The organism is Arthrobacter sp. BG5, from assembly GCF_056680155.1.
Map to the genome: position 1 here is coordinate 1067636 of NZ_CM155268.1, position 24234 is coordinate 1091869.

Annotated in this window: 21 protein-coding genes; 5 read left to right on the forward strand and 16 right to left on the reverse strand. The window is 65.4% G+C overall.

The window, feature by feature from the left end:
* Positions 1–3 precede the first annotated feature (3 nt).
* From AC1MBE_RS04810 to typA, 3 genes are all read right to left on the reverse strand, one after another.
* Entirely contained in the window at positions 4–813 is an 810-nt protein-coding gene (locus tag AC1MBE_RS04810) for a type IV toxin-antitoxin system AbiEi family antitoxin domain-containing protein (RefSeq protein ID WP_479781169.1), read from the reverse strand.
* A 370-nt stretch (positions 814–1183) separates the two neighbouring features.
* Positions 1184–1567: a hypothetical protein gene (locus tag AC1MBE_RS04815; RefSeq protein ID WP_479781171.1), complete on the reverse strand. Its 384-nt coding sequence runs from the start codon at positions 1565–1567 to the stop codon at positions 1184–1186.
* A 27-nt stretch (positions 1568–1594) separates the two neighbouring features.
* Positions 1595–3523 carry a translational GTPase TypA gene (typA, locus tag AC1MBE_RS04820; RefSeq protein WP_175321302.1) on the reverse strand — a complete coding sequence of 643 codons (1929 nt, stop codon included), beginning with the start codon at positions 3521–3523 and terminating at the stop codon, positions 1595–1597.
* Between the two features lie 270 nt (positions 3524–3793).
* Here typA and AC1MBE_RS04825 point away from each other — a divergent pair, with 270 nt between their 5' ends.
* A complete protein-coding gene (locus AC1MBE_RS04825) occupies positions 3794–4630 on the forward strand; it encodes an SGNH/GDSL hydrolase family protein (RefSeq protein WP_479781173.1) in 837 nt (278 codons plus the stop codon).
* Between the two features lie 136 nt (positions 4631–4766).
* Here AC1MBE_RS04825 and AC1MBE_RS04830 read toward each other — a convergent pair whose 3' ends face one another.
* The 5 genes from AC1MBE_RS04830 to AC1MBE_RS04850 all read right to left on the reverse strand — a co-directional run bounded on the left by AC1MBE_RS04830 (position 4767) and on the right by AC1MBE_RS04850 (position 12382).
* Entirely contained in the window at positions 4767–6488 is a 1722-nt protein-coding gene (locus AC1MBE_RS04830; protein WP_479781175.1) for an ABC transporter ATP-binding protein, read from the reverse strand.
* Positions 6489–6499: 11 nt separating this feature from the next.
* The gene (locus tag AC1MBE_RS04835) at positions 6500–7492 is read right to left on the reverse strand and encodes an ABC transporter permease (protein WP_479781177.1); all 993 of its coding nucleotides are present in this window, start codon (positions 7490–7492) and stop codon (positions 6500–6502) included.
* On the reverse strand, positions 7482–8411 hold the full coding sequence (locus AC1MBE_RS04840) for an ABC transporter permease (RefSeq protein ID WP_479781179.1): 930 nt from the start codon (positions 8409–8411) through the stop codon (positions 7482–7484). The genes AC1MBE_RS04835 and AC1MBE_RS04840 overlap by 11 nt, the downstream gene beginning before the upstream one ends.
* Positions 8412–8626: 215 nt before the next feature.
* Complete coding sequence (locus tag AC1MBE_RS04845; protein ID WP_346959620.1) at positions 8627–10267, reverse strand: peptide ABC transporter substrate-binding protein; 1641 nt, start codon at positions 10265–10267, stop codon at positions 8627–8629.
* A gap of 282 nt (positions 10268–10549) precedes the next feature.
* A complete protein-coding gene (locus AC1MBE_RS04850) occupies positions 10550–12382 on the reverse strand; it encodes an ABC transporter ATP-binding protein (RefSeq protein WP_479781181.1) in 1833 nt (610 codons plus the stop codon).
* 79 nt (positions 12383–12461) lie between these two features.
* Between AC1MBE_RS04850 and AC1MBE_RS04855 the strand changes: the two genes are divergently transcribed.
* Positions 12462–13091, forward strand: coding sequence for a PH domain-containing protein (locus tag AC1MBE_RS04855; RefSeq protein WP_479781183.1), 630 nt, complete (start codon positions 12462–12464; stop codon positions 13089–13091).
* Between the two features lie 33 nt (positions 13092–13124).
* Here the strand turns inward: AC1MBE_RS04855 and AC1MBE_RS04860 are convergent, their stop codons facing one another.
* The 5 genes from AC1MBE_RS04860 to AC1MBE_RS04880 form a co-directional block, all read right to left on the reverse strand.
* Positions 13125–14231 (reverse strand): ABC transporter permease, encoded by a 1107-nt coding sequence (locus AC1MBE_RS04860; RefSeq protein WP_479781185.1) that lies wholly within the window; start codon positions 14229–14231, stop codon positions 13125–13127.
* Complete coding sequence (locus tag AC1MBE_RS04865; protein ID WP_479781187.1) at positions 14228–15769, reverse strand: ABC transporter permease; 1542 nt, start codon at positions 15767–15769, stop codon at positions 14228–14230. Before AC1MBE_RS04865 ends, AC1MBE_RS04860 begins: the two co-directional genes overlap by 4 nt.
* A gap of 185 nt (positions 15770–15954) precedes the next feature.
* Positions 15955–17736 (reverse strand): ABC transporter family substrate-binding protein, encoded by a 1782-nt coding sequence (locus tag AC1MBE_RS04870; RefSeq protein ID WP_479781189.1) that lies wholly within the window; start codon positions 17734–17736, stop codon positions 15955–15957.
* A gap of 332 nt (positions 17737–18068) precedes the next feature.
* Positions 18069–18773: a class I SAM-dependent methyltransferase gene (locus AC1MBE_RS04875; RefSeq protein WP_479781191.1), complete on the reverse strand. Its 705-nt coding sequence runs from the start codon at positions 18771–18773 to the stop codon at positions 18069–18071.
* 100 nt (positions 18774–18873) lie between these two features.
* A complete protein-coding gene (locus AC1MBE_RS04880) occupies positions 18874–19098 on the reverse strand; it encodes a hypothetical protein (RefSeq protein WP_479781192.1) in 225 nt (74 codons plus the stop codon).
* A gap of 261 nt (positions 19099–19359) precedes the next feature.
* Here AC1MBE_RS04880 and AC1MBE_RS04885 point away from each other — a divergent pair, with 261 nt between their 5' ends.
* From AC1MBE_RS04885 to AC1MBE_RS04895, 3 genes are read left to right on the forward strand one after another with little or no spacing between them, the layout of a single operon-like run.
* A complete protein-coding gene (locus tag AC1MBE_RS04885; RefSeq protein ID WP_479781194.1) occupies positions 19360–20052 on the forward strand; it encodes a histidine phosphatase family protein in 693 nt (230 codons plus the stop codon).
* Between the two features lie 24 nt (positions 20053–20076).
* Complete coding sequence (locus AC1MBE_RS04890) at positions 20077–20631, forward strand: DUF3090 domain-containing protein (RefSeq protein WP_479781195.1); 555 nt, start codon at positions 20077–20079, stop codon at positions 20629–20631.
* Positions 20631–21398 carry an SCO1664 family protein gene (locus AC1MBE_RS04895; protein ID WP_479781197.1) on the forward strand — a complete coding sequence of 256 codons (768 nt, stop codon included), beginning with the start codon at positions 20631–20633 and terminating at the stop codon, positions 21396–21398. The genes AC1MBE_RS04890 and AC1MBE_RS04895 overlap by 1 nt, the downstream gene beginning before the upstream one ends.
* A 47-nt stretch (positions 21399–21445) precedes the next feature.
* On the opposite strand, the gene AC1MBE_RS04900 is transcribed toward AC1MBE_RS04895, so the two are convergent.
* The 3 genes from AC1MBE_RS04900 to ychF form a co-directional block, all read right to left on the reverse strand.
* Entirely contained in the window at positions 21446–22009 is a 564-nt protein-coding gene (locus AC1MBE_RS04900) for a dihydrofolate reductase family protein (protein WP_479782482.1), read from the reverse strand.
* Positions 22010–22242: 233 nt separating this feature from the next.
* Positions 22243–22767, reverse strand: a complete 525-nt coding sequence (locus AC1MBE_RS04905) for a hypothetical protein (RefSeq protein WP_479781199.1) — start codon at positions 22765–22767, stop codon at positions 22243–22245.
* A gap of 240 nt (positions 22768–23007) precedes the next feature.
* Positions 23008–24093, reverse strand: a complete 1086-nt coding sequence (ychF, locus tag AC1MBE_RS04910; protein ID WP_479781201.1) for a redox-regulated ATPase YchF — start codon at positions 24091–24093, stop codon at positions 23008–23010.
* Between the last annotated feature and the right edge of the window lie 141 nt (positions 24094–24234).

A 24234-nucleotide genomic window follows, 5' to 3' on the forward strand; every position in this document is an offset into this window, starting at 1 on the left:
CCCTCAGGCGGCGGCAGAAATCCGGTTCAACGCCTCACGGACCATGGCGATGAATTCGTGTGGACGGTATTTGAGTAGCGCGTAGGTGACGACCAGGGTGGGCACGCCAAGCCGCGTGGTGACGTTCCACCGCCGTCGGTCTTCTTCGAAACTCGCCCGGTCCATATGAAAACCGGCCCCATCGGCCTCGATCCCAAGCCTGCCGTCCACCATGAGGTCCAGATGGCCCATTCCCGGTATGTTCACCTGCGACTCGACATGGAAGCCGGCCCGCCGGAGCAGGAACCGCGCCATGCATTCGATGGCCGATTGCGACTGCGGAACGATGGCTGCAGCGATTCGCCGTTCGCGTGCGTCGCTTCTGCCGGCCAGTCGCTGTCGGAGGGCTGACAGTGGAAGGCCCTTGAGGACGACGGCGGATTCGGCAATCATGAGGCCTTCCAGCTCCGGCAGGCAGCGCAGGCTCTGGACCACAGTGTCCAACAGGGTCGGCGGGGCCGCCACGCGATGGCAGACGTAACCGGCGTAGCTGCGGCTATGGGTCACCGCAACGTGCGGTTGTTCGGCCGCTCCTAGCACCCAGAGCCCCGCAAGTTGGGCCGCACTGACGCAGGCGGGCTCGGCGGGCAACGAACGGATGGCCACAAGCTGCGGATCCGCGTTCGGTGTTGCGTAGACACCGCGGGCCACCCGGGCGACAGTGCCGCTAGCAAGGGCCGCCCTCAGCTGGAAGTCTGACACCCCCGCTGCCGCGAGATGCTTGGCGCGGGCGACGCCGTCGTAGTTGGCAAGGACTTCACTCACTTTGACCATGGTCCCTATGGTCCGGATCCGTGCCCGACCCGGATACCCAGGGCCGACGCTATGTGCACAAGTGCAGGTCCAGTCGCGGGGCTCGGGGATGGACATGCCCATGGCTCAGGACGGGACATGTCCGTTGCCAGGCGGGAACGGCGGACATCATGCCACTATGTCCACGCTGCGCAGCGAAGAATGAGCATGTCCCCCGGGGTGCTACGAAGAATGAGCATGTCCCCCGGGGTGCGGGGCAAAGAAGGACGGGACATGTCCGTTGCCGGGCTTGAGCGGTGGACATGGCGCCTATGTGTCCACGCTGTGCGGCGAAGAATGAGCATGTCCCGCGGGGTGCTACGAAGGATGAGCATGTCCCGCGGGGGGTGGGTTACGGCTGGGCTCTTCGCGCGGTGTAGCGGCGGCACCAGGCGAGCATGGCCACGGTGACCGCGGCAATGCCGAACATCCAGAGGTACCCGGCGGGGTCCCCGAGGATCAGGCGCTTGCCCGGGTCCAGGGTGGACCACCAGCCGGTGAGCGCGTAGCAGCCGACGCCGCACACCGCAGTCGGGAGCAAGGAGCGGAACGCGGCCCCCAGCAGCAGCTCCACCGATGCCAGCAGCACCAGCGCGGCCACGGCACCCCACGGGAGCTCGACGCCGCCCACGGGCAGGCGCTGGCGGTGCAGCACGGTACCGACGAGGGCAACAAAAAGAGCTGCCGGCAGGGCGGCGGCAATACCGCCTGCCCTGACGGCAGCTCTCTTAGTCACGTCTCAGCCGGAGCCCGGAGACCGGGATTAGACCTTGGCGCGGGCGCGGTTGGCCTTGGCACGCTCGTTGGTGTCCAGGATGACCTTGCGGATGCGGATGGCGTCCGGGGTCACCTCGACGCACTCGTCTTCGCGGGCGAATTCGAGGGACTCTTCGAGGGTCAGGTCGCGCGGCGGCGTCAGGTTCTCGAAGGTGTCAGAGGAAGCAGCACGCATGTTGGTGAGCTTCTTTTCCTTGGTGATGTTGACGTCCATGTCGTCGGCGCGGGAGTTCTCGCCGACGATCATGCCCTCGTACACCTCGGAGGTGGGCTTGACGAAGAAGGAGCCACGTTCCTGCAGGTTGATCATGGCGAACGGGGTGACCACACCGGCGCGGTCGGCGATCATCGAACCGTTGGTGCGGTACTCGATCGGGCCGGCCCACGGCTCGTAGCCTTCGGAGATGGAGGCCGCGATGCCGGCGCCACGGGTGTCCGTGAGGAACTTGGTGCGGAAGCCGATCAGGCCACGGGCCGGGACGATGAACTCCATGCGGCACCAGCCGGTGCCGTGGTTGGCCATGTTGGTCATACGGCCCTTGCGGGCGGCCATGAGCTGCGTGACGGCGCCGAGGTACTCTTCCGGCACGTCGATGGTCATGTGCTCCATCGGCTCGTGGACCTTGCCGTCGATGGTCTTGGTGACAACCTGCGGCTTGCCGACGGTCAGCTCGAAGCCTTCGCGCCGCATCTGCTCGACCAGGATGGCCAGCGCGAGTTCGCCACGGCCCTGGACTTCCCAGGCATCCGGACGCTCGGTGGGGAGCACCTTGATGGAGACGTTACCGATCAGTTCCTTGTCCAGACGGTCCTTGACCTGGCGGGCGGTAACCTTGGCGCCCTTGACCTTGCCGGCCAGCGGCGAGGTGTTGATACCGATGGTCATGGAGATCGCGGGGTCATCCACCGTGATCAGCGGCAGCGGCTGCGGGTTCTCGGCGTCGGTCAGGGTCTCACCGATGGTGATTTCCTCGATGCCGGCGACGGCGACGATCTCGCCCGGGCCCGCGGACTCGGCCGGAACGCGGTCCAGCGCCTTGGTGGCCAGCAGTTCGGTGATCTTGACGTTCTTGAGCTCGCCGTTGGCGCGCGCCCAGGCCACGGTCTGGCCCTTGCGCAGGGTGCCGTTATAAATACGCAGCAGGGCCAGGCGGCCAAGGAACGGCGAGGCGTCCAGGTTGGTGACGTGGGCCTGCAGCACACCGTTCGGGTTGTACGTCGGGGCCGGGATGTGGTCGATGATGGTCTGGAACAGCGGCTCCAGGTCCTCGTTCTCCGGGGCGGTGCCGTCGGCAGGCTGCTCGAGCGAAGCGCGGCCGACCTTGGCGGCGGCGTAAACAACCGGAACGTTCAGGATCTTGTCCAAGTCCAGGTCAGGAACTTCGTCGGCGAGGTCGGAGGCCAGGCCCAGGAGCAGGTCCATGGACTCGTGCACGACTTCTTCGATCCGGGCGTCGGGGCGGTCGGTCTTGTTGACCAGCAGGATCACCGGGAGGTGCGCGGCGAGAGCCTTGCGCAGCACGAAGCGGGTCTGCGGCAGCGGGCCCTCGGAGGCATCGACGAGCAGGACGACGCCGTCGACCATGGACAGGCCGCGCTCGACCTCACCGCCGAAGTCGGCGTGGCCGGGGGTGTCGATGACGTTGATCGTGATGGTCTCGCCGTGCGAGGACGGACCGTTGTAGGCCACCGTGGTGTTCTTGGCCAGGATGGTGATGCCCTTTTCGCGCTCCAGGTCACCGGAGTCCATGACACGGTCTTCGAGGTGGTTGTGCTCGGCAAAGGAGTTGGTCTGCTTGAGCATGGCGTCGACCAGAGTGGTCTTGCCGTGGTCAACGTGGGCCACGATCGCGACGTTGCGCAGGTCACTGCGCGATGCAGTGGCTACCGCAGTGTTGGTGGTGGTTTCAGACATGCGTTATTGCTCGATTCAGTGGTGAAGTCAGCTGTTGTATCGCGACATTTCCAACCGGAACGCACGACGGACAAGGCCCTTTGGCACAGGGCGCCTTCATCCATTCTAGACGCTAGGGCATTTATTGGCCTAAAATCCGGAAGCGCCCCTTCCCCGCCGTGTTACCGAATCGTGAACCCAGCGGGCTGATGCGTGACCAAAGTCACTGGCATTCCGCGCGGGGATGCCCCACTATTGCTGGAGTAACTACGAACGCGCGGGGAGTCCCACATGCGAAGTGCCCCGATGATGGCCGGTATCATCCCCTTCCTGGCGGCCGCGGCGCTGGCCCTTAGCGGGTGCGCCCCGGACCTGCAGAGCACGGCCCCGCCCAAGAATTCGGACCGCGTGAAGGAACTCCCAATGGCTGCGGCGGCCGGCCCCGGCCAGCCCGCCGCCGCGGGGTCCGTGCGCCGGAAGACCGCCGTGGATCCGGAAGACCTGCCCGCGGGCTCACTGTTTCGGAACCCTGCAAACGGGCGCAACGAAGTCATCGTCGAGGACATCGAGAACACTGCGGTGCTGATCGGCGACTCCCAGGCCGAGCCGTCCGAAAGCTGGCCCAGGCTCGCCTTAGAGAGACTTGGCTTCGATGTCTTCTTCTGCGGCGGGAGCGGCACCGGGTTTGTGGCCGGCACAGGCTCCCGAGGCAATTACATCGACGCACTGGAGAACGGTGATTGGCAGCTGCCCTACGGGGCGCCTCCGGTGGTCATCATCGAGGGCGGCGGGAACGACGCCACTAGGGGGGCCTCGAACATCCAGATCGCGGAGAACGCCGAGCGCCTTATCGACGCGGTCGAACACCGCTATCCCGGGGCCGACGTCGTGATGGTCGGGACGCTCGCCCGGGGTGCCCAGGCCGGCGGCGGACGCCGGACGGAGGTGGACTCGCTGCTCGGCGCGGTTGCCAAAGAGTACGGGCTCTCCTTCGTCAGCGTGGGCGACTGGCTGACCCGTTACGGCCTCGCCGAGCATCTGGCCGATGACCGCCACCTGGACCCGGAGGGCCACGAGGCGGCGGCCGTCGAACTGGAGAAGCGGTTCGAGGCGCTCGGCCTGGTCTAGGGCGGCCCCCGCAGCACGACAGGAGCAACGCCAGGCACCAGATAGCAAAAGCGAGCCGGCGCCCACCAACAGGTGGACGCCGGCTCCTTTGTTAACGCGGCAGTGCGACGCAGCGGCGGATTGCGGCTGCCGGGTGCTAGGCCGTCGCTGCCTCAGGCGGAAGCATCAGCTTGGCACCCGGAATCGCGTTCAGCAGGGCCTTGGTGTAGTCCTGCCGCGGCGAGTCGAAGACCTCGTCGGTGGAGCCGGTTTCGACCAGTTTGCCCTTCTCCATCACGCACACGTGGTCGGCGATCTGCCGGACCACTGCGAGGTCATGGGTGATGAACAGGTAGGTCAGGCCCAGCCGGGATTGCAGGTCCGCGAGCAGGTTCAGCACCTGCGCCTGGACCAGCACATCGAGGGCCGAGACGGCCTCGTCGCAGATGATCACCTCCGGATCGAGCGCCAGGGCCCGCGCGATGGCGACGCGCTGGCGCTGGCCGCCGGAGAGCTCGTTCGGGTAGCGCTGCATGGTGGACTGCGGCAGCGCCACCTGGTCCAGCAGTTCCCGGACCTTCTTCTCGCGGCTGGCCTTGTCCCCGATCTTGTGGGTTCGCAGCGGCTCTTCAATGGTCCGGAAGATGTTGTACATCGGGTCGAGGGAGCCGTAAGGGTCCTGGAAGATCGGCTGCACGCGGCGGCGGAAGGCGAAGATCTCCTTGCTGTTCAGCGTGGAGGTGTCGACGCCGTCGAACACGATTTTGCCGGACGTGGGCTGCAGCAGGTTCAGCACCATCTGCGCCACCGTGGACTTGCCGGAACCCGACTCCCCCACGATCGCCGTCGTGGTTCCGCGCTTGACGCTGAAGGAGACGTTGTCCACCGCAGTGAAGTCGGTGGAGCGGCCGAAGCCGGAGCGCAGCTTGAAGACCTTGCTCAGGTTCTCAATCTGCAGCACCTCGTCGGGCAGGTTCGTCTCGACGACGGCGTCCTCGGCGGGTGCCAGCAGGTCGTCCGACTCGACGCCGAGCTCCTTGGCCGCCTGGATCCGCCGGGACGCCAGCGAGGGCGCCGAGGCGACCAGACGCTGCGTGTACGGGTGCTGCGGGTTCTGCAGCAGCTCCAGGGACGGGCCGGATTCCACGACCTGTCCGCGGTACATCACCACGACCTTGTCGGCGCGTTCGGCTGCCAGGCCCAGGTCGTGGGTGATCAGCAGGACGGCCGTGCCGAGTTCGGTGGTCATCTTGTCCAGGTGGTCCAGGATCTGGCGCTGCACGGTCACGTCCAGGGCCGACGTCGGCTCATCGGCGATGAGCAGGCGCGGCTGGCAGGACAGGCCGATGGCGATCAGGGCCCGCTGGCGCATACCGCCGGAGAATTCGTGCGGGTACTGGCCGGCGCGTCGGGCAGCGTCCGGCAGCCCGGCCTCCGACAGCACCTTCGCGACGTCGTCCGGCCCGCTGGGCAGTCCGTTCGCCTTGAGGGTTTCCCGGACCTGGTAGCCGATCTTCCAGACCGGGTTGAGGTTGGACATCGGATCCTGCGGCACCATGCCGATGCTGTTGCCGCGCAGCTCGATCATGCGCTTCTCCGAGGCGTGGGCAATGTCCTCGCCGTCAAAGATCACCTGGCCGGCGGCCACCCGGCCGTTGCAGGGCAGCAGGCCGATGGCGGCCAGCGCCGTCGTCGATTTGCCCGATCCGGACTCGCCGACGATGGCGACGGTCTCGCCCGGCATCACCGTGAGGTGCGCATTGCGGACCGCGTTGACCTCGCCGTTGCTGGTGGTGAAGCTGATGGCCAGATCCTTGATTTCAAGGAGCGGCCGACCGGCGGGAGCGCCGGCTTCGTGGATTTCGACAGAGGCGTTCATGGCGTCCCCTTTCATCGCTTGCGCGCTTTGGGATCGAGCGCATCACGCAGGGCGTCGCCCAGCATGATGAAACTCAGGACGGTGATGGACAGCGCGATGGCCGGCCAGAGCAGCGGCATCGGGTTGGACCGCAGGGACGCCTGCGCTGCCTGGATGTCGTTGCCCCACGACATGACGCTCGGCGGCAGGCCGATGCCAAGGAAGGACAGCGTGGATTCCGCGACGATGAAGGTGCCCAGCGAAATGGTGGCCACCACGATGATCGGCGCGAGCGAGTTCGGCATGACGTGGCGCATGAGCGCACCGAACTTGGAAACACCCAGCGACCGGGCCGCGGTCACGAAGTCCGCGTTGCGGACCTCGATCACGGCGCCGCGGGTGATGCGGGCGATCTGCGGCCAGCCGAAGGTGACCAGGATCAGCACCAGCGTCCAGGCCGTGCGGTTGGCACGGAACACCGGCAGCTGCATCATCACGATGGCGCCGAGGATCAGCGGCAGCGCGAAGAAAATGTCGTTGATGCGGGCCAGAATCGCGTCCACCCAGCCGCCGTAGTAGCCGGCCAGGGCGCCCATGACGCCGCCGATCAGCAGCACGCCAAGGGTGGTGAAGAGGCCCACGGTCACCGAGGAGCGCGTGCCGAAGATGACGCGGGCGTACACATCGCAGCCCTGCTGGGTGAAGCCAAGCGGGTGCCCGGCCGCCGGTCCGGCGTCGGAGTTGGCCAGCTGGCACGCCTCCGACGCCGGGTCGATTCCGGAGAAAAGCGACGGGAAAAGGGAGACGGCGACGACGACGAGGATCAGCAAGGCGGAGATCAGGAAGAGCGGCTGCCTGCGCAGGTTCTTCCAGGCCTCGCCCCAAAGGCTCAGCGGGGCCTGGTCCTCCTTGACCTTGTCGGTGGCCTGCAGCGGAGTCTCGGCAAAATCGGCGACGAAGTGTTCGACGTGCCGCTTCGCCGGCGACGCGATGCGCGTCTCTGGGGTCATGTTCTCAGGCGTCATAGCGGATCCTCGGGTCAAGCCAGGCGTACAGCAGGTCTACAAGCAGGTTGGATACGACATAGATCAGCACGAGCACCGTGACGATCGAAACGACCGTGGGGCCCTCACCCTGCGTCACGGCGCGGTAGAGCCGGTTGCCGACGCCGGGCACGTTGAAGATGCCCTCGGTGACGATGGCTCCGCCCATCAGGGCGCCGAGGTCGGCGCCGAGGAAGGTGATCACCGGGATCAGCGAGTTGCGCAGGATGTGCACGCGGACAACGCGGAACCGGGACAGCCCTTTGGCGGTGGCGGTGCGGACGTAGTCGGCGTTCATGTTTTCGATCACGCTGGTCCGGGTCAGGCGCAGGACGTAGGCGAAGGAGCCCAGGCCGAGGACGATTGCCGGCAGGATCAGGTCCTGGACGTTGGCAGCCGAGCTGACGGTCGGTTTGGCCCAGCCGAGCTGGACGCCGATAGTGAACTGCAGCAGGAAGCCGAGCACGAAGATCGGGATGCCGATCACGATCAGCGAGGCGATCAGGACGGTCGCGTCGAAGAACTTGCCCTTGCGCAGGCCCGCGATCAGGCCGAAGATGATGCCGAAAACGGCTTCGAAGATCAGTGCCATGACGGCCAGCCGGGCCGTGACGGGGAAGACCTCGCCCAGCACAGCGGCGATCGGGCGCCCGGAGAAGTCCTGGCCCAGGTCAAAGGTGAAGATCCCCTTGAGGTAGAGCAGGTATTGGATCCAGAAGGGCTGGTCCAGGTGGTACTGCTCCCGGAGCCGCGCCGCGACGGCCTCGTTGACCGGCTTGTCGCCGAAGAGGGCCACGATGGGGTCCCCGGGCAGGCTGAATACCAGGAAGTAGACGAGCAGCGTGGCGCCCAGGAAAACCGGGATCAGCTGCAGGAAACGCTTGAGGATGTAAGTCGCCATCAGCGCACGACACCCCCGTCAGCAGGCATCCTGTCCAAGGATGCGGCGGAGTTGTTCATCGAAGAACCTTTTCACTATGGGTGCAGCCGTCGCCGGGGCGGATCACGCAGGCCCGGCTGCGAAGTACACCGGCCGAAGCGGGTGCTTAGAAATTGGGGTGGAAGCAGAACAACGGCGGGGGCCCCATCCTGGCTGCCCCCGCCGTCGTTCAGTTATTACTTACCGGTGATGTTGTAGTACAGCGGAACGCCGTTCCAGCCGTAGTCAACGTTGGTGACCTTGTCGCTCCAGCCGCCCTGGGCAACCTGGTACCACAGCGGGATGGCCGGAAGGTCGGTCAGGAGGATTTCCTGGGCCTTGTTCATGGCCTTGTTGCCTTCGCTGACCGAGGACGCGGCAAGACCTTCAGAGATGGCCTTGTCGAACGCCGGGTTGGCGTAGCGGGCGTCGTTGGAACCGGCGCCGGTCTTGTAGATCGGGCCGAGGAAGTTGTACAGCGACGGGTAGTCGGCCTGCCAGCCGGCGCGGATCGAACCGGTCAGCGTGCCTGCGGTGGCGTCGTTGCGGGCTTCCTTGAAGGTGGCGTACGGCTTGCCTTCAACCTTGATGCCGAGGGTGTTCTTGAGCTGGTTCACAACAGCTTCGACCCATGCCTTGTGGCCGCCCTTGTCGGCGTTGTAGGCGATGGTGAAGGTCTTGTTCGCGTCCCACTTCTGGATGGCGTCAGCCTTGGCCCAGGTGGCCTTGGCCTTCTCGGCGTCGAACTTCAGGTTCTCGGAACCCGGGATCGAGTCGCTGTAGCCGTCCAGGACGGGGGCGGTGAAGTCCTTGGCGGGCTGGCGGGCGCCGCTGAAGATGACCTTGGTGATTTCGTCGCGGTTGATGGCCATGGAGAGGGCCTGGCGGCGGAGCTTGCCGGCTTCACCGCTCCACTCCGGGAGGTATTCCGGAATCGCGATGGTCTGGTTGCCGGCGTACGGCTTGTTGATGGTGCGCTCACCCAGGTCGGACTTGAAGTTCTTCAGGGCGCTCGTCGGGATGGTCTGCAGGATGTCCAGGTTGTTGGACAGCAGGTCCTGGTACGCGGCGTCGTCGTTCTGGAAGATCTTGAACGTCACGCCGGCGTTCTTGGCCTTGCGCGGGCCGTTGTATTCCGGGTTCGGAACCAGCTGGATCTGCACGTTGTGCTGCCAGCCGCCGTCGGCCAGCTTGTACGGGCCGTTGCCGACCGGCTTCTCGCCGAAGCCCTTCGGGTCCTTCAGTGCACCGGAGGGAACCGGGACGAAGGCGCTGTAGCCGAGGCGCAGCGGCCAGTCGGATTCCGGCTGCTTGAGCTGGACGGTGAAGGTCTGGTCGTCGACGACCTTCAGGCCGGACATGGTCTCAACCTTGGAGCCTTCGGCGCTGGCCTCGTCGTAACCCTTGATGCTTTCGAAGAAGCTGCCGCTGAGCTGGGCGTTCTTCGCGGCTGCACCGAAGTTCCAGGAATCGACGAAGGTCTTGGCGGTGATGGCCTCGCCGTTCGTGAACTTCTGGTCCTTCTTGATCTTGATGGTGAAGTTCTGGCCGTCCTTGCCCTCAATGGACTCGGCGAGTTCGTTCACGGGCTTGCCGCTGGGGTCGTAGCTGACCAGGCCGGCGAAGATCATGTCGATGACCTTGCCGCCGCCAACCTCGTTGGTGTCGGCCGGCATCAGCGGGCGCTGCGGCTCCGAGCCGTCGGCGATGATGACCTTGCTGGTGTCGCCACCGGTGCTGCCGCCGGCGGTGTTGGAACCGCCGCCGCCGCAACCGGTCAGGGCCAGAGCGGCGATCGCCACCATGCCCAGTGCTTTGGAAGTGCGCGAAAAACGCATTCCGCCTCCTAAGAGTTGTGGGAGTTCGTGCGGGAGAGACTTGTGCTTCCCGGCAGGCCCGGGCACAGGGATATCCCTGTGACGTGGCCTACATATGCAAGTAGCCTAACCGCAAGAAGTCCGAATGGTGGAACTCCGTTGCCAAACCGTGACTCGACAACTTCATGACGGCTAGCGTCAATCGAAACGTATTTCAAGTCACAGATTACTCGCTGGTAGCATACGCCTTCCGCACGGCGCCGGGTTACGGTCCGTTAACCGAAAGCCTCCGCCCGCGGCCCCCTAGCTCGCGCCGGAGAGCAACTGGGCACGCAGTTCCCTCCGCTCGCGCTGCTTCTCCGGATCAGGCAGCGGAACAGCGGCCAGGAGCCGCTGGGTGTAGGGCTCCTGCGGGTTCCGGAGGATCTGGTCGCGGGTGCCCTGCTCGACAATCCGGCCGCGCTGCATCACGCAGATGCGGTCGGCCAAGACATCCACCACGGCCAGGTCGTGGGTGACGAACAGGCAAGCGAAGCCAAGTTCCTTCTGCAGGTTCTGGAAGAGTTCGAGGACCTTGGCCTGGACCGACACGTCGAGGGCCGAGGTGGGTTCGTCCGCCACCATCAGCTTCGGCTTCAGCGACAGCGCCCGGGCGATGCCGACGCGCTGCTTCTGGCCGCCGGAGAGTTCGTGCGGGTAGCGGTTGCGGTAGTCCCGCGGCAACTCGACCTGGTCCAGCAGCGCCTCGATCCGGGCCTGGAGTTCGGCGCCCTTGGCCACCTTGGCGAGGAACATCGGTTCGCCGATGCTTTCGCCGATCGGCAGCCGGGGGTTCAGCGAGGATGACGGGTCCTGGAAGACCATGCCGACGTGCCGGCGCATCTCGTGCAGCTGCCGGCCGTTCTTCTTGGCGGCGGAGATGTCCTGTCCCACCACCTTCATGGTGCCCGCGGCGACGGGCAGCAGGCCGACGGCGGCCCGGCCGATCGTCGTCTTGCCGGAGCCGGACTCGCCCACCAGGCCGACCACCTGGCCCGGGTAGATGGCGAGGTTGGCGCCCTCGACGGCGCGGAAGGCCGGCACCCGCCCCTGCTTGGGGTACTCGATCGCCACGTCGGTGAGTTCCAGCACCGGTTCGCCCTGCGGCGCGGCCGGTCCGGCCGCGGCGGCAGCCAGCGCGGCGGCGTTTTCGCGTTCGCGCCGGAGCAGTTCCGAGCGAGGAACCGCGTCCAGCTCGGCGTGCGTTGCCGCGGCGAGGGCGGCGGTGACGTCGACGTCGTCGTCGGTGGCCGCGCCGCCCTGCCCCAGGTGCGGTACGGCCGCGAGCAGGGCCTTGGTGTACTCGTGCTGGGGGTTGTGGAAGATCTCCTCGGCGGTGCCGGTCTCCACGATCAGCCCCCGGCGCATCACGGCGATCCGGTCCGCGAGGTCCGCGACGACGCCCATGTCATGGGTGATCAGCACAATCGCGCTGTCCAGCTTGTTGCGCAGGTTGCGCATGAGGTCCAGGATCTCGGCCTGGACGGTGACGTCCAGGGCGGTGGTGGGCTCGTCCGCGATCAGCAGCTTGGGGTCGCAGGAGAGCGACTGGGCGATCATGGCGCGCTGCCGCTGCCCGCCGGAGAGCTGGTGCGGGTAGGACTTGAAGGCCTTTTCCGGGTCCGGCAGCTCCACCAGTTCGAGCATCCGCAGGGCACGCTCTTTGGCCTGGTCCGGTGAGACCTCGTTGTGCAGCCGGATGGTTTCCACGATCTGTGCACCCACGGTGTAAACCGGGTTCAGGGCGGTCATGGGCTCCTGGAAGATGACCGCGACGTCCTTGCCGCGCACGTTGCGGATGTTCGCCTCGTTGCCGCCGAGCAGTTCCTTCCCGGCGAGCTTCACGCTGCCGCTGACCCGGCTGTTGCTCGGCAGCAGGCCCAGCAGCGCCATCGAACTGGCGCTCTTGCCGGAGCCGGACTCCCCCACGATCGCCAGAACCTCGCCGGCGCGCACCTCGTAGTTCAGGCCGATTGCGGCGGGAACCCACTTTTTGTCCACGCCGAAGTCGACGCTGAGGTCCCGGACCTCCAGGACCATGCCACCTTTGCCGGGCGCGGAAGCCGGGGCCGGATCCAGGGTGATGAAGTCAGTCATGATGGGTTTTTCCTTCCACCCGAGCCGCCGCCGCACCGGTGATTAGTGCTGGAACTCGGAATACTGAATTATGGGGGGCATGAGCACTGTGCCCTCTGCCGGAAACGTTGAAATCTTCAAGGCCCGGACGAATAAATGGTTCGCCTGGCTGGCCTGGACCGTGGCGGTCGTCGGCCTGGTGGTCACGGTCGCCTCGGCCGGCCCCGCGGCGCTGCCCACCACGGCGCCGTTGCTGCTGGTCGCGTTGCTGGGCTGGCAGTTCTTCTGGATGCCCGCCGTCGTGGTGCACGACGGCGGCGTCACCCTGGAGAACCCGTTCCGCACCGTGCTGGTGCCGTGGGCGGCCCTGGTGCACGTGGACACCCGCTACGCCCTCACCCTCGTGACGGCGGACAAGAGCTACGCGGCCTGGGCCGCGCCGGCCCCCGGCATCTGGGGCGGACGCAATGCCCGCCCCGAGGACCTGCGCGGGCTGCCGGACACCAGCTACGGCCCCGGACAGTCGGTCCGGCCAGGCGACCTCAAGACCACCGACTCCGGCCAGGCAGCACGCCTGGTACGGACCCGCTGGCGCGAGCTGGTGGAAAGCGGCGCCCTCGCCGCAGGCGACGCCGACGCGGCGGCCGTGACCGTCACGCCCCGCTGGGCGCCGATCGCCGGCGTCGTGCTGCTGCTCGCGGCAAGCTACTGGGCGGTGGCCGCCCAGTAGCTCGCCGCCGGCGGCGAAGGAGCTGCCGCGCATCTAGTGGTCCTTGGGTCCGTCAAGGGCGGTCACCGGCGTGGCCTCAGGGGCCCGGCCGGCCGTGTCCTGCGCCTTCTTCGCATTGAACTTCTTCTGGCGCGGGTCGAACGCGTCCCGCAGCCCGTCGCCGATGAAGTTGATGCTGAGGCAGATCAGCACGATGAACAGGCCCGGGAACCAGAACAGCCAGGGCCGGGTGGAGAAGGCCTGCTGGTTCTGCGAGATGAGCAGGCCCAGCGAGGTATCCGGGGCCTTGACGCCGACGCCGAGGAAGCTCAGCGCCGTCTCGGTGAGGATCGCCGCAGACATGGTCAGCGTGACGTTGACGATCAGCACGCCGACGGCGTTGGGCAGGATGTGCTTGAAGATGATCCGGGCGTTGCTGGCCCCGGAGATCCGGGCCGCGTCGACAAACTCGCGCTCTCGCAGGGACAGGAACTCGCCGCGCATCAGGCGGGCAAGGCTCACCCAGCTGATCAGCCCGAGGAAGATTCCCAGGGCCAGGACGCCGTTGGTGCTCGCGAAGGCGGAGAACCAGCTGCCCGAGTCACGGCGGCCGGCCATCTGTGCCATCACGGCGGCCAGCAGCAGCGCCGGAACGATGATGATGACGTCGGTCAACCGCATCAGGATCGCTTCGGCCCAGCCGCGGAAGTAGCCCGAGACGGCCCCGACCACCACGCCGATCAGGCCGGCGATCAGGCCGATGACGAACATGACCGTGATGGACTGCTGCGCCCCGCGCATGGTCATGGCAAACAGGTCGCGGCCGATCCGGTCCTGGCCGAAGGGGTGCTCGCCCCAGGCCAGCGGCCAGAGCGAGGAGGTCGGCGCGCCGTCGTTGACCAGCGGTGAGACCTGCTCGTGGTTGTATTTCCACCAGCCCGGGATGCCCCAGTAACCGACGGAGGTGAACGCGAGGATGAAGATGAAGGCGAAGACCACCAGGCCGATGATGGCGCCGGAGTGGCCGAGGAAACGCTTGCGGACAATCTGGCCCTGGCTCAGTCCCTTCGCCTCGAGGACGGGCTCGATGCCGGCCGCGGGCGTGGGCTGCAATGCGGCCTCTTCGGCCATGATTTCGTCCTGCTGGCTTGGCTGGCTCATGCTTTTACCCTTACGCGCGGATCAAGTGCGGAGTAGGCAAGGTCCGCGATGAGGTTGAACACCATGGCTGTGATGGCGACGCACAGGAAGACACCCATGACAGGGTTCGGGTCCACGTGCGAGATGCCGTCCAGGAAGAGGAAGCCCATGCCACGGACTGAGAACACCGATTCGGTAATGACGGCGCCGCCGATCAGGCCGCCGATGTCGAACGCGACGATGGTGGCGATCGGGATCAGCGCGTTGCGGAAGGCGTGGCGCATCACCACGGTCCGTTCGGTCAGGCCCTTGGCCCGTGCGGTCCGGATGTAGTCCATGTTCATGATTTCCAGCATCGAGGCCCGGGTGAACCGGGTGTAGCTGGCCAGGGAGATCAGGATCAGGGCAAGGGTCGGCAGGATCAGGTGGGTGAAGGAGTCCAGGCCCAGCACCCAGAAGTCGCCTTCAATGTTGGGCGTGCTCGCCCCGATGGTGGCGATGGGGCGCCCCCGGACCCGGCTGTTGTTGAAGTACGTCGGCCACGCCTGCATAAACCGGTCCAGCAGGATCAGGAAGCCCACCAGGAATGAGGTGATGGCGGCGGCGCGCATCGACTGCCCGCGGTCGTAGCCGCCCACGAGGTAGCCGATGCCCAGGCCGACCAGGACGGTCGCGATACCCAGCAGCACGATCATCAGGAAGGTGGCCTGATCCAGCAGGGGCTGGACCACGAAGTACAGCACGACGCCGACGCCGACGCTGATCAGCGCGGACTGCAGGGCTTTGCGGTTTTTCAGGCCGGCGGTGAGCAGGGTGACGGCGAAGGCCAGGCCGACGCCGGCGATCGCGATCAGCACCGGTCCCAGGCCCGGGGTCTTGAACCATTCGGTGGCGGAGAAGTAGACAAGGATGGCGGTGACAAAGAGGAACACCACGCCGCCGGTGAGCACCCGCCGCTTGAGCTCGCCGCCCACGGCCACCGCGATCACGGCACCGAAGACCACGCCGATGGCGATGGCAGTCGGTATCGGGATTTCGGGATTGCGCAGGAAGTTGTTGAAGCCGATGGCGCCGAATTCCTTGAGCAGGACGGCGACCCAGAAGATCGGCAGTGAGAAGAACAGGAATGCCATGAACGTCACGCCGTAATCCAGCGCGCTGTACTGGCGCAGGGCCGTGACAATACCCAGCGTGATGCCGATCAGGATGGCCAGCACTGTGGCGCCGGTGACCAGCGTCAGGGTCTGGACCAGGGCGTGACCCAGGGCGTCGGTGACGGGCTGGCCGACGATGTTCTTGCCCAAGTCGCAGGAGCCGGCGAAGGGGATCAGGCACTGGGCCGCACCGCCGAGCCACTTGAAGTAGCGCAGCGGCGGCGGGACGTCCAGCTGCAGGAGTTCGGTGCGGGCGTCCATCAGTTGCTGCTTGTTGGCCGCATTGATGGCCCGGTATTCCTCAAGGGGATCCCCTGACGCCGCTGTCAGGAGATACACCAGGAAGGATGCGCCGAGAAGAATGAGGGCGGCAGTCATGAGCCGCCGGACTATGTAGGTCACCATGGGGAATAGAACCTCGGTATTCGGGCCCAGGGATCGCCCGGACCGGTCGCAGAGTTAGGCCGGATTCCCCGGAGGATGCGGCCTAGCGCCGAGACATCGCCGGGGAGGGTCGCTAGAAAGGCGTCGGGACCGTAAAGCCGTGGTCCCGACGCCTTCAGCTAGCAAGTGTCACTTGCGGTTGCGGGCTACTTCTGTGCCCACTCCCAGAAGTTCCACCAGACACCGGTCTGGTTCGGCATGTACTTCACACCGGTAAGGCGGTCGCTGTATGCGTCCACGCCGACAGCCTGGAAGAGCGGCAGGCCGTAGGCCGAGGCCCAGATCTTCTTGTCGATCTGCTGGATGAGGTCATCCTGCTTGGCCTTGTCGGTGGTGACGATCAGTTCCTCCATCAGCTTGTCGGCCTCGGGATCGCTGAACTTGTTGAAGTTCGAGTCGTTTCCGGACTTGAAGATCTGCGGAACACCGGAAACGCCTACGCCCGAGTTGATCCAGCCGAAGATGGTGGCGTCGTAGCTGCCGTCGCCGAGGGCCTTGCCCCAGTCAGACTTGCCGAGGCCGCCGTCGACGACCTTGAAGCCTGCCTTGCCGGCGGACTCGCGGATCAGGGAGAAGGCGTCAACACGGTTGGGGTTGTCCTTGTTGTACATGATGCGGACCGACGGCGTGGCACCGTTCAGCAGCTTCTTTGCACCTTCGATGTCAACATCCTGGTACGCGGAGGAGCCGTTGTCCTTGACGGAGTCGGCGTACTTGGCCTGGTCCGGGACGAAGAGCTGGGAATCCAGCGGAGCGGCCTTATCGTCAAGCTTCTTGACGATCTTGTCCACGATGTCCTTGCGCGGAACCGTCTTCATGAAGGCTTCACGGACATTCTTGTCGGCGAACGGGCCGCTGTAGTTCAGGTCGATGTGGTCGTAGGAGAGCTGGTTGCCCACCTCCACCGTGACGCCCTGGCTTTCGAGGGCCTTGAGCTGCTCCACCGTGTCCGCGGAAGCCTGCGGGGCGATGATGTCGGCCTCGCCGTTCTTCAGCGCCTGGACCTGGGCCGGAGCCTCACCGATGTAGCGGACGGTGATTTCGTCCAGCTTGGCCTCCGGGCCCCAGGTGTAGTCCTTGTTCTTGACCATGGTCAGGGACTGGTCCTGGTTCATCGCCTTCACGACGTAGGGGCCGTTGGAGAGGAAGAGGCTGGGATCGGCCGGCAGCGTCTTGGTGTCGAAGCCGGTGTTCCACATGTCAGCCATGGCCTTGAGCTGCTTGTTGGCGGGCTTCGGGTTCTTGGCGTCGCCGCGCGGCATTTCCTTGATCATGTCGACGAAGGCCTTGGCATCGGCCAGGCCCGCCTTCTTGGCCAGGACGTGGGCCGGGATGTCGATGCCCGGGCCGCCGAGGGCGATTTCCCAGTCAGCGAACGGCTTCGAGTACTTGATGGTCATGGACCGGTTGTCGTCGCCGAGTTCCGGGAAATCGGTCAACGCGATACCGGTCGGGTCACCGGCGTAGGAGAAGTAGGTGGTTCCCTTTTTGCCTTCGGCGTCTGCGTCGTTGTAGTAGCCGGAGAATGCGGCCCACTGGAGGACCAGGTCGGCTGCCGTGACGGGGGTGCCGTCGGACCATTTAACACCGTCGTTGATGGTGTACTTCACGGTGAGTGGGTTGTCTGAGACCTTTTCCATCTTGCCGAACTTTTCGTTGCGAACAACGTTCAGCTTGTTGTCGATGTAGAAGAACCCGGAGTGGGTGGCGTAGCTGACTTTCGAGTTGATGTCAGTGTTGCCGTCTGCGGTATTCGGGTTGAACGTGTTGAACGCGTTAACCTCGACGACCGTTGCCGATCCGCCTGACTTGCCTGCCGCAGCAGCAGTCGAGGGGGTTGACCCGCCGCTGTTGCCTGCACAGGCGCTCAGTGCGAGCGCCGCTGCCGCCGCGACCCCCACTGCTTTGGAAATACGACCGAAGCGCATTCCGCCTCCTTGTTTCTGTGGTGTGGATGAGACCGGCGCCGTAGGCACCCGCCAGACGTCCACACTCCCCCAGCGGCAGTGTGGCGCGTCTCACATGGCATGAAGCGTAAACCCGCGACGGGTCAGAAGGGCACGAAAGTTGACCCTCGGTATAGTTCGTTATCGAGCTGCAACAATTGGCGGGGCCGTTAAGTAAATTTTGTCGAAATTCATTGACGGATGGGACACCGCAAGATAGGGACCAAACGCATCAAAAAGCCCGGATTCATGCGAATCGGGGCTTTTCGAGTTAATCGGCCATTACCGGCCCGGCGACGGGTGCGGCGCCGCCCTCAGACGGCTTCAAGGACGAAGAAGATGAAGGACAGGAACGCTGTCTTCTCGCTGCTGAGGATGCGCGGCGGAAGCAGTTCGGGCGGCGTGTCCGGAGATGGCTCCGGTTCGCTCACGGCGGCTACGCGGTATCCGGCCGAGATGAAGGCATTGATCATCGCGTGGAGCGGCCGGTGCCAGAAGGTCAGGACCGCAGGGTCGCCGTCGAACTCGTAATCCTCGGAGTACTGCCGGATGGCGAAGTAGTCCTCGGCCGGCTGGGTGACCACGGTGACCGTGGGGTGGTTGACTGACAGGATCAGGCGACCGCCCGGCTTCAGCACGCGCCGCAGTTCGGCAAGCGGCGCCGACCAGTCCTCGAGGTAGTGCAGAACCAGGGACGAGACGACGTCGTCGAACGAGCCATCCGCGAAAGGGAGCGGTTTGCCGAGGTCGGCCACGTGCAGGTCCGCGGTTGCGCCGAGTCGCTGTCTTGCCAGTTCGAGCATCGCAGGGCTGGAATCGAAGCCCGTCATGATCGCGCCTTTGGCGCTCAGCGCCGCGGACAGGGGCCCGGAGCCGCACCCGGCGTCCAGGATCCGGTGGCCGGTCACGTCGCCGGCGAGGCCGATCATTGCCGGCCGCTCGTAGTAGGCGTTGAGGAGGCTGGATTCGTTCTCCGCCGAGTAGCTCTCGGCGAAACTGTCATAATGGTCGGCTTTCACGGATCCCCCGCTTTCGGAAAGACGCATTCGGTCAGGTCGGTCGGCCCGATCCTAACAACCTGGTTGCCCACTCGGCACCGGGGCACCGGTTCCGCCTGCGTTACGCCTCTTCATCGTTGGCGACAGCCTCGATCCAATCCACAGCCTCATCGGAAAGCTGGGGACCGTCTGCAGTTTCGCCAGCCCACCATTCGGAATCAGCCGTGCCGCCGGTGACCGCCATGATGTTGGAGAAGACATGCGGCGGCAACGGCTCACCGTTGTGCTCAATGAGCCAGCCGCGTGTTTCCGCATCGACCAGGGGCCACCACTCAATGATGTTCATCACCGCAGTGTTCCATCGACGAAGTCATGTGTACAGATTCCGCCGTCGCTCAGCGCCGATCGGGCGATCTTGATCTACGTTCTACTGCACGGGAAGCCAGAGCCTGGCGTCGTGACCGCCGTGCTTTCACGCGCCGAGCTCAAAAGCATTCAGATCCAGTTCACGACTCGGCCGTAACGCCCCGCATTCAGCGCGTTGGCTGTCTGTTCGGCGCGCGCCCCCGTGCGGTTCACACCGCCATCAGGTGGCTAGGCTGGGTGGATGGCGACAGTTATTCTCGTGCGGCACGGCCGCACCACAGCCAATGCCACTGGGCTTCTGGCCGGGCGGGCCTTCGGTGTCAGGCTGGACCAGATCGGGCGGGACCAGGCGGCTCTGACCGGAGACCGGCTCGCGGCCGTGCCAGTGGTCGGGGTGGTGTCCAGCCCCCTTGAACGTTGCCAGCAGACCGCCCAGCTCATCCTCGATCGGCAGGCTGGCACGCCGTACACGCCGGTGGATCCGGCTCTCACCGAGTGCGATTACGGCCAGTGGCAGGGCCGCACGCTCAGTGATCTCGCGACCGAGGATTTGTGGCCGGTCGTGCAGTCGCAACCGTCCGCCGTCGTCTTTCCCGGCGGTGAATCGATGGCAGGGATGCAGGCCCGGTCCGTGGCAGCAATTCGACGCCACGATGCAGCCTTCGAAGCCGAGTTCGGGCCAGGGGCCGTGTGGGTGGCCGTGAGTCACGGCGACATCATCAAGTCAATCCTCGCTGACGCGCTCGGCATGCACCTCGACCTGTTCCAGCGAATTAACGTGGGACCCGCCTCCGTATCGATCGTGCGCTACGGCGCTAGTCGGCCAAGCGTCTACGCGACCAACACCGATGCGGGTGATCTGTCATGGCTGTCGAACGGCATCCACTCCGGTGATGCGCCGGTGGGCGGCGGTGCAGGGCGGGCGACGCCATGAACCTCATGTGCCTAAAATACTGACATGCCTACACGTGTTCACGAGTTTGCCTGGCCTGATCGGGTCGTCGTTGGCACTATTGGCCGTCCGGGGGCGCGTACGTTCTACCTGCAGGTGCGCGCAGGGAAGCAGATCGTGAGTATTGCCCTGGAGAAGCAGCAGGCGGCTCTGCTCGCGGAGAAGGTCGACGAAATACTCGACCAGCTCATCACCGTCGAGGGCAACCCCTTCAGCGTTCCCACGGGTACTCCCATTGAACTTGTCGACAATGACCAGCTTGAGGCGGTGCAGGAGCAGTTCCGCACCGGGGCCATGAGCCTGGGCTGGGACCCCACCACGGCCCAGGTCGTCATTGAGGCTTACCCCATCACAGATGTCGATGCCGATGACAACGACCCATTGCTTGCTGAGGACGACGCTACGGAGCCCGAAATGCTGCTGGTGCGAATACCGGTCGGTACCGCCCGCGCGTTCGCCAAGCGCACCCGTGAGATAGTGGGCGCCGGGCGTCCGACGTGCCCGCTCTGCGGTTACCCCATCGACGCCGACGGGCACATCTGCACCCTTCCCGAGGCCTGATGCCGGGGACGGACCTGGTGACCGCCGAGCTGACGCTTACCGGCCGCATCACGACGGCTTCAAACGCTACATTCCTGGGCAGCATCGGTGACGTAGCGGTCGTCTACAAGCCGATAGCAGGCGAAAAGCCGCTGTGGGATTTTCCGCACGGCACCCTGGCTCACCGGGAGGTAGCCGCTTATCTGGTCTCCCAGGTCTTGGGCTGGGACGTCGTGCCGCACACTTGGCTACGCGATGGTCCAATGGGCGAAGGAATGGTACAGCTCTGGCAGGAGCAAGACCCCGCCCAAAGCGCCGTGGACCTGGTCGCGACGGACCGGGTGCCGGAGACGGGCTGGAAACACGTCCTCGAGGGACGAGATGAGAACGGAAGGATGGTCGCCCTCGTTCACGAAGACTCGCAAGCCCTGCGACGCATGGCGGTGTTCGACATCATCGTCAACAACGCCGACCGCAAAGGCGACCATATTCTTGCCATGACGAACGGACACCGGCACGGCGTGGACCATGGGCTCACCTTTCACCGTGATCACAAGCTGCGCACGGTGCTGTGGGGATGGCTGGGAGACGCTCTGACCGCCGAGGAACGTGACGGCCTCGACCGTGTCAGCGAAGGACTGCTCGGTGGGCTGGGCCGAGACCTGGCGGACTTGCTCAGCGCCGAAGAAATCGCATCGCTCGCCGCGCGCTGCGCCCGGTTGCGCCTGGCAGGGCGGTTTCCGGGTCCGCGCGGTGAGATGCCGGCGGTCCCCTGGCCGCTGTTCTAGAGGAGCGATAGTGGCCAGGGTTCGCGTTCCGCCGTGTCGGCGGGCACTCAGCGCCGGGTCTCGTATCTGGTAAGGACCACACCGCCGGGAAACGTCCGGGTCTCCAGCAAGCTCAGGTCCACCCGGTTGTCCAGGGCTGTGAAGAACGGCGTGCCCCCGCCCACCAGCACCGGATGGGTGACGATTGCGTACTCGTCGATCAGCCCAGCCCGCATGGCCGCCGCGGCGAGTGTGGCACCCCCGATGTCCATGGAGGCGCCGTCGTCGGCCTTGAGCCGGGTGATCTCGGCGACCGCGTCGCCGGCGACCAGACGGGTATTCCAATCCACCGTGCTGATCGTCGAGGAGAACACCACCTTTGGCATGTCCCGCCAGCGGCGGGCGAACTCGATCTGCGCCGGGGTGGCGGCAGGCTGCTGGTCGGCAGTCGGCCAGTGGGAGCTCATCGTCTCCCACAGTTTGCGCCCGTACAGCGCCAGCCCGGTCGCGCCCACCCGGTCGGACCACCATTGGAACAGCTCGTCGCTCGGTACGCTCCAGCCAAGGTCGTCGCCGGGCGCTGCGATGTAGCCGTCCAGGCTCACGTTCATGCCGAAGGTCAATTTGCGCATGGCGTCAGTCTCCCGTGAGCCGGTATTCGTTGTACAGACCAGCACGGCGCGGACGTCCAGCCAACTCCAGATGATGCGCCGCTGAACGACGCCGATCGGGAGGACGAAAAGGGTGCCTCGGCCCACGTATTCTCTGCTCCTTCTCTGCTCCAGATCGAGCGAGGGGCGGCACTGGCGCGGGAAGCGCGAGGGCCCTGGTGGATTAGCGTGGGCACGTTGCCGCTGACCCGCCGTCAACCGATCATGTAGGCGAATTCCCGCCCGTCTGAGGCAGCCGCGTGGACAAAGCCTCTGGCTTTATCAAGGAACGCGGTGGCATAGGCCACCTCGGACTCCAGCACCTGGCCAGGCGAGCAGGTCCCGCTCAGGCCGGCTTCGATGTCATGGTCGTTGATCGTCTCAAGGTCCCGGGCGATCAATGCGACGTCGTGAGGCGGGAGTGCGCGCACCCACGGGCGCCATGTAAAACCATCGTCGGCATATGTCACCTGCCCTTCGAACATCCGGTAAGCCGCTCTGGCTGCGGCACCGGAAGACCGCGGAGCAGTGAGCCGCTGCAGGTACGGCCACGCCTTGTCGAGGTAAAGGAGGTCCCGCTCCGGCAGGGATTGCCGGAAGTCTGTGACGCCCTGCCTGAATCCAGGTCCGAGACCGTACGCGTCCGCGAGCGGATCGGAACCGATCACCGTGAATGGGTCAGCAAGCGCTTTCCCGGTCTGATCGCTGTCAAACGCGTATGCGTAGTATCTAATGCCCATGGGACGATTCTGAGCGGGCAACATGCTGCGCAGGCCAGAATCCTTCCGTATGTGGATAACTGGAGGCCACGGACCAACGGTATGGGCTGGCAAATAACGTGCGTGCTCCTCATCCCCGCGGCCAGGAACGTCTTCGACGCCGTCAACTTAAGCGTTCCAAGTCTAGTTGGCGGCGTGATCCAAAAAACCGCCCGGCACTCGAAAGTACCGGGCGGCGTCTAAGCAGGATGAGCATGGGAACTACACGTTGAAGCGGAACTCCACCACGTCGCCGTCGGCCATGACGTATTCCTTGCCTTCGATCCGGACCTTGCCGCGGGCCTTCGCCTCGGCCATGGAGCCCGCCTCGATCAGGTCGTCGAAGGAGACCACCTCGGCCTTGATGAAGCCACGCTGGAAATCTGAGTGGATCACGCCGGCGGCCTGCGGCGCCGTGTCGCCCTGGTGGATGGTCCAGGCGCGCGTCTCCTTGGGACCGGCGGTCAGGTAGGTCTGCAGACCCAGCGTGTGGAAGCCGACGCGCGCCAGCTGGTCCAGGCCGGACTCGTCCTGGCCGTTCATTTCCAGCATTTCGCGGGCTTCTTCCTCGTCCAGTTCGACAAGGTCCGACTCCAGCTTGGCGTCAAGGAAGATCGCGTCCGCCGGGGCCACCATGGCCCGCAGTTCTTCCTGTTTCTCCGGGCTGCCAAGAATTCCCTCGTCCGCATTGAAGACGTAGATCACGGGTTTGGCGGTCAGGAGTCCGAGTTCCTTGAGATGCTCCATCTCCAGTTTGTCGCTCTTGACCGAGGAAAAGATGGTGTCGCCGCGTTCCAGCACAACCTGCGCGGCCTTGATAGCAGCCAGCTCCGACGCTTCCCGCTTCTTGATCTTGACTTCTTTTTCGATCCGGGGAATGGCGTTCTCGATCGTCTGAAGGTCAGCCAGGATCAGCTCGGTGTTGATGATCTCCATGTCCGAGCGGGGATCCACCTTGCCGTCGACGTGGATGACGTCGGGGTCATCGAACACGCGGATAACCTGCGCGATGGCCTGGGCCTCGCGGATGTTGGCAAGGAACTTGTTGCCGAGGCCTTCGCCCTCCGACGCGCCTTTCACAATCCCGGCGATGTCCACGAAGGAGACCGGAGCGGGCAGCAGTCGCTGGGAGCCGAAGATGGCGGCCAGCTTGGCGAGCCGCGGGTCCGGCAGGTTCACAACACCGACGTTGGGCTCGATCGTGGCGAACGGGTAGTTCGCCGCGAGCACCTGGTTGCGGGTCAGTGCGTTGAAAAGGGTTGATTTGCCGACGTTGGGCAGTCCGACGATGCCAATAGTAAGAGCCACGAGTATTGATTCTACCGGTAAACGCCCCCTCCCCCTGCGGCGGCGGGGCGCCGTTCGCCGTCGGCGTCGCCCCGGGCGGACGGCGCCCGCGGATCAGACGTCCCGAGCGTCCTGGCTAAAAGTGTCAGGGCTGCGTGCCAG

Excerpts from the sequence above, each read along its gene's own strand:
- AC1MBE_RS04810 (WP_479781169.1), bottom strand. The coding sequence starts at position 813 with ATGGTCAAAGTGAGTGAAGTCCTTGCCAACTACGACGGCGTCGCCCGC.
- typA (WP_175321302.1), bottom strand. The coding sequence starts at position 3,523 with ATGTCTGAAACCACCACCAACACTGCGGTAGCCACTGCATCGCGCAGT.
- AC1MBE_RS04825 (WP_479781173.1), top strand. The coding sequence starts at position 3,794 with ATGCGAAGTGCCCCGATGATGGCCGGTATCATCCCCTTCCTGGCGGCC.
- AC1MBE_RS04830 (WP_479781175.1), bottom strand. The coding sequence starts at position 6,488 with ATGAACGCCTCTGTCGAAATCCACGAAGCCGGCGCTCCCGCCGGTCGG.
- AC1MBE_RS04835 (WP_479781177.1), bottom strand. The coding sequence starts at position 7,492 with ATGACGCCTGAGAACATGACCCCAGAGACGCGCATCGCGTCGCCGGCG.
- AC1MBE_RS04840 (WP_479781179.1), bottom strand. The coding sequence starts at position 8,411 with ATGGCGACTTACATCCTCAAGCGTTTCCTGCAGCTGATCCCGGTTTTC.
- AC1MBE_RS04845 (WP_346959620.1), bottom strand. The coding sequence starts at position 10,267 with ATGCGTTTTTCGCGCACTTCCAAAGCACTGGGCATGGTGGCGATCGCC.
- AC1MBE_RS04850 (WP_479781181.1), bottom strand. The coding sequence starts at position 12,382 with ATGACTGACTTCATCACCCTGGATCCGGCCCCGGCTTCCGCGCCCGGC.
- AC1MBE_RS04855 (WP_479781183.1), top strand. The coding sequence starts at position 12,462 with ATGAGCACTGTGCCCTCTGCCGGAAACGTTGAAATCTTCAAGGCCCGG.
- AC1MBE_RS04860 (WP_479781185.1), bottom strand. The coding sequence starts at position 14,231 with ATGAGCCAGCCAAGCCAGCAGGACGAAATCATGGCCGAAGAGGCCGCA.
- AC1MBE_RS04865 (WP_479781187.1), bottom strand. The coding sequence starts at position 15,769 with ATGGTGACCTACATAGTCCGGCGGCTCATGACTGCCGCCCTCATTCTT.
- AC1MBE_RS04870 (WP_479781189.1), bottom strand. The coding sequence starts at position 17,736 with ATGCGCTTCGGTCGTATTTCCAAAGCAGTGGGGGTCGCGGCGGCAGCG.
- AC1MBE_RS04880 (WP_479781192.1), bottom strand. The coding sequence starts at position 19,098 with ATGAACATCATTGAGTGGTGGCCCCTGGTCGATGCGGAAACACGCGGC.
- AC1MBE_RS04885 (WP_479781194.1), top strand. The coding sequence starts at position 19,360 with ATGGCGACAGTTATTCTCGTGCGGCACGGCCGCACCACAGCCAATGCC.
- AC1MBE_RS04890 (WP_479781195.1), top strand. The coding sequence starts at position 20,077 with ATGCCTACACGTGTTCACGAGTTTGCCTGGCCTGATCGGGTCGTCGTT.
- AC1MBE_RS04895 (WP_479781197.1), top strand. The coding sequence starts at position 20,631 with ATGCCGGGGACGGACCTGGTGACCGCCGAGCTGACGCTTACCGGCCGC.
- AC1MBE_RS04900 (WP_479782482.1), bottom strand. The coding sequence starts at position 22,009 with ATGCGCAAATTGACCTTCGGCATGAACGTGAGCCTGGACGGCTACATC.
- AC1MBE_RS04905 (WP_479781199.1), bottom strand. The coding sequence starts at position 22,767 with ATGGGCATTAGATACTACGCATACGCGTTTGACAGCGATCAGACCGGG.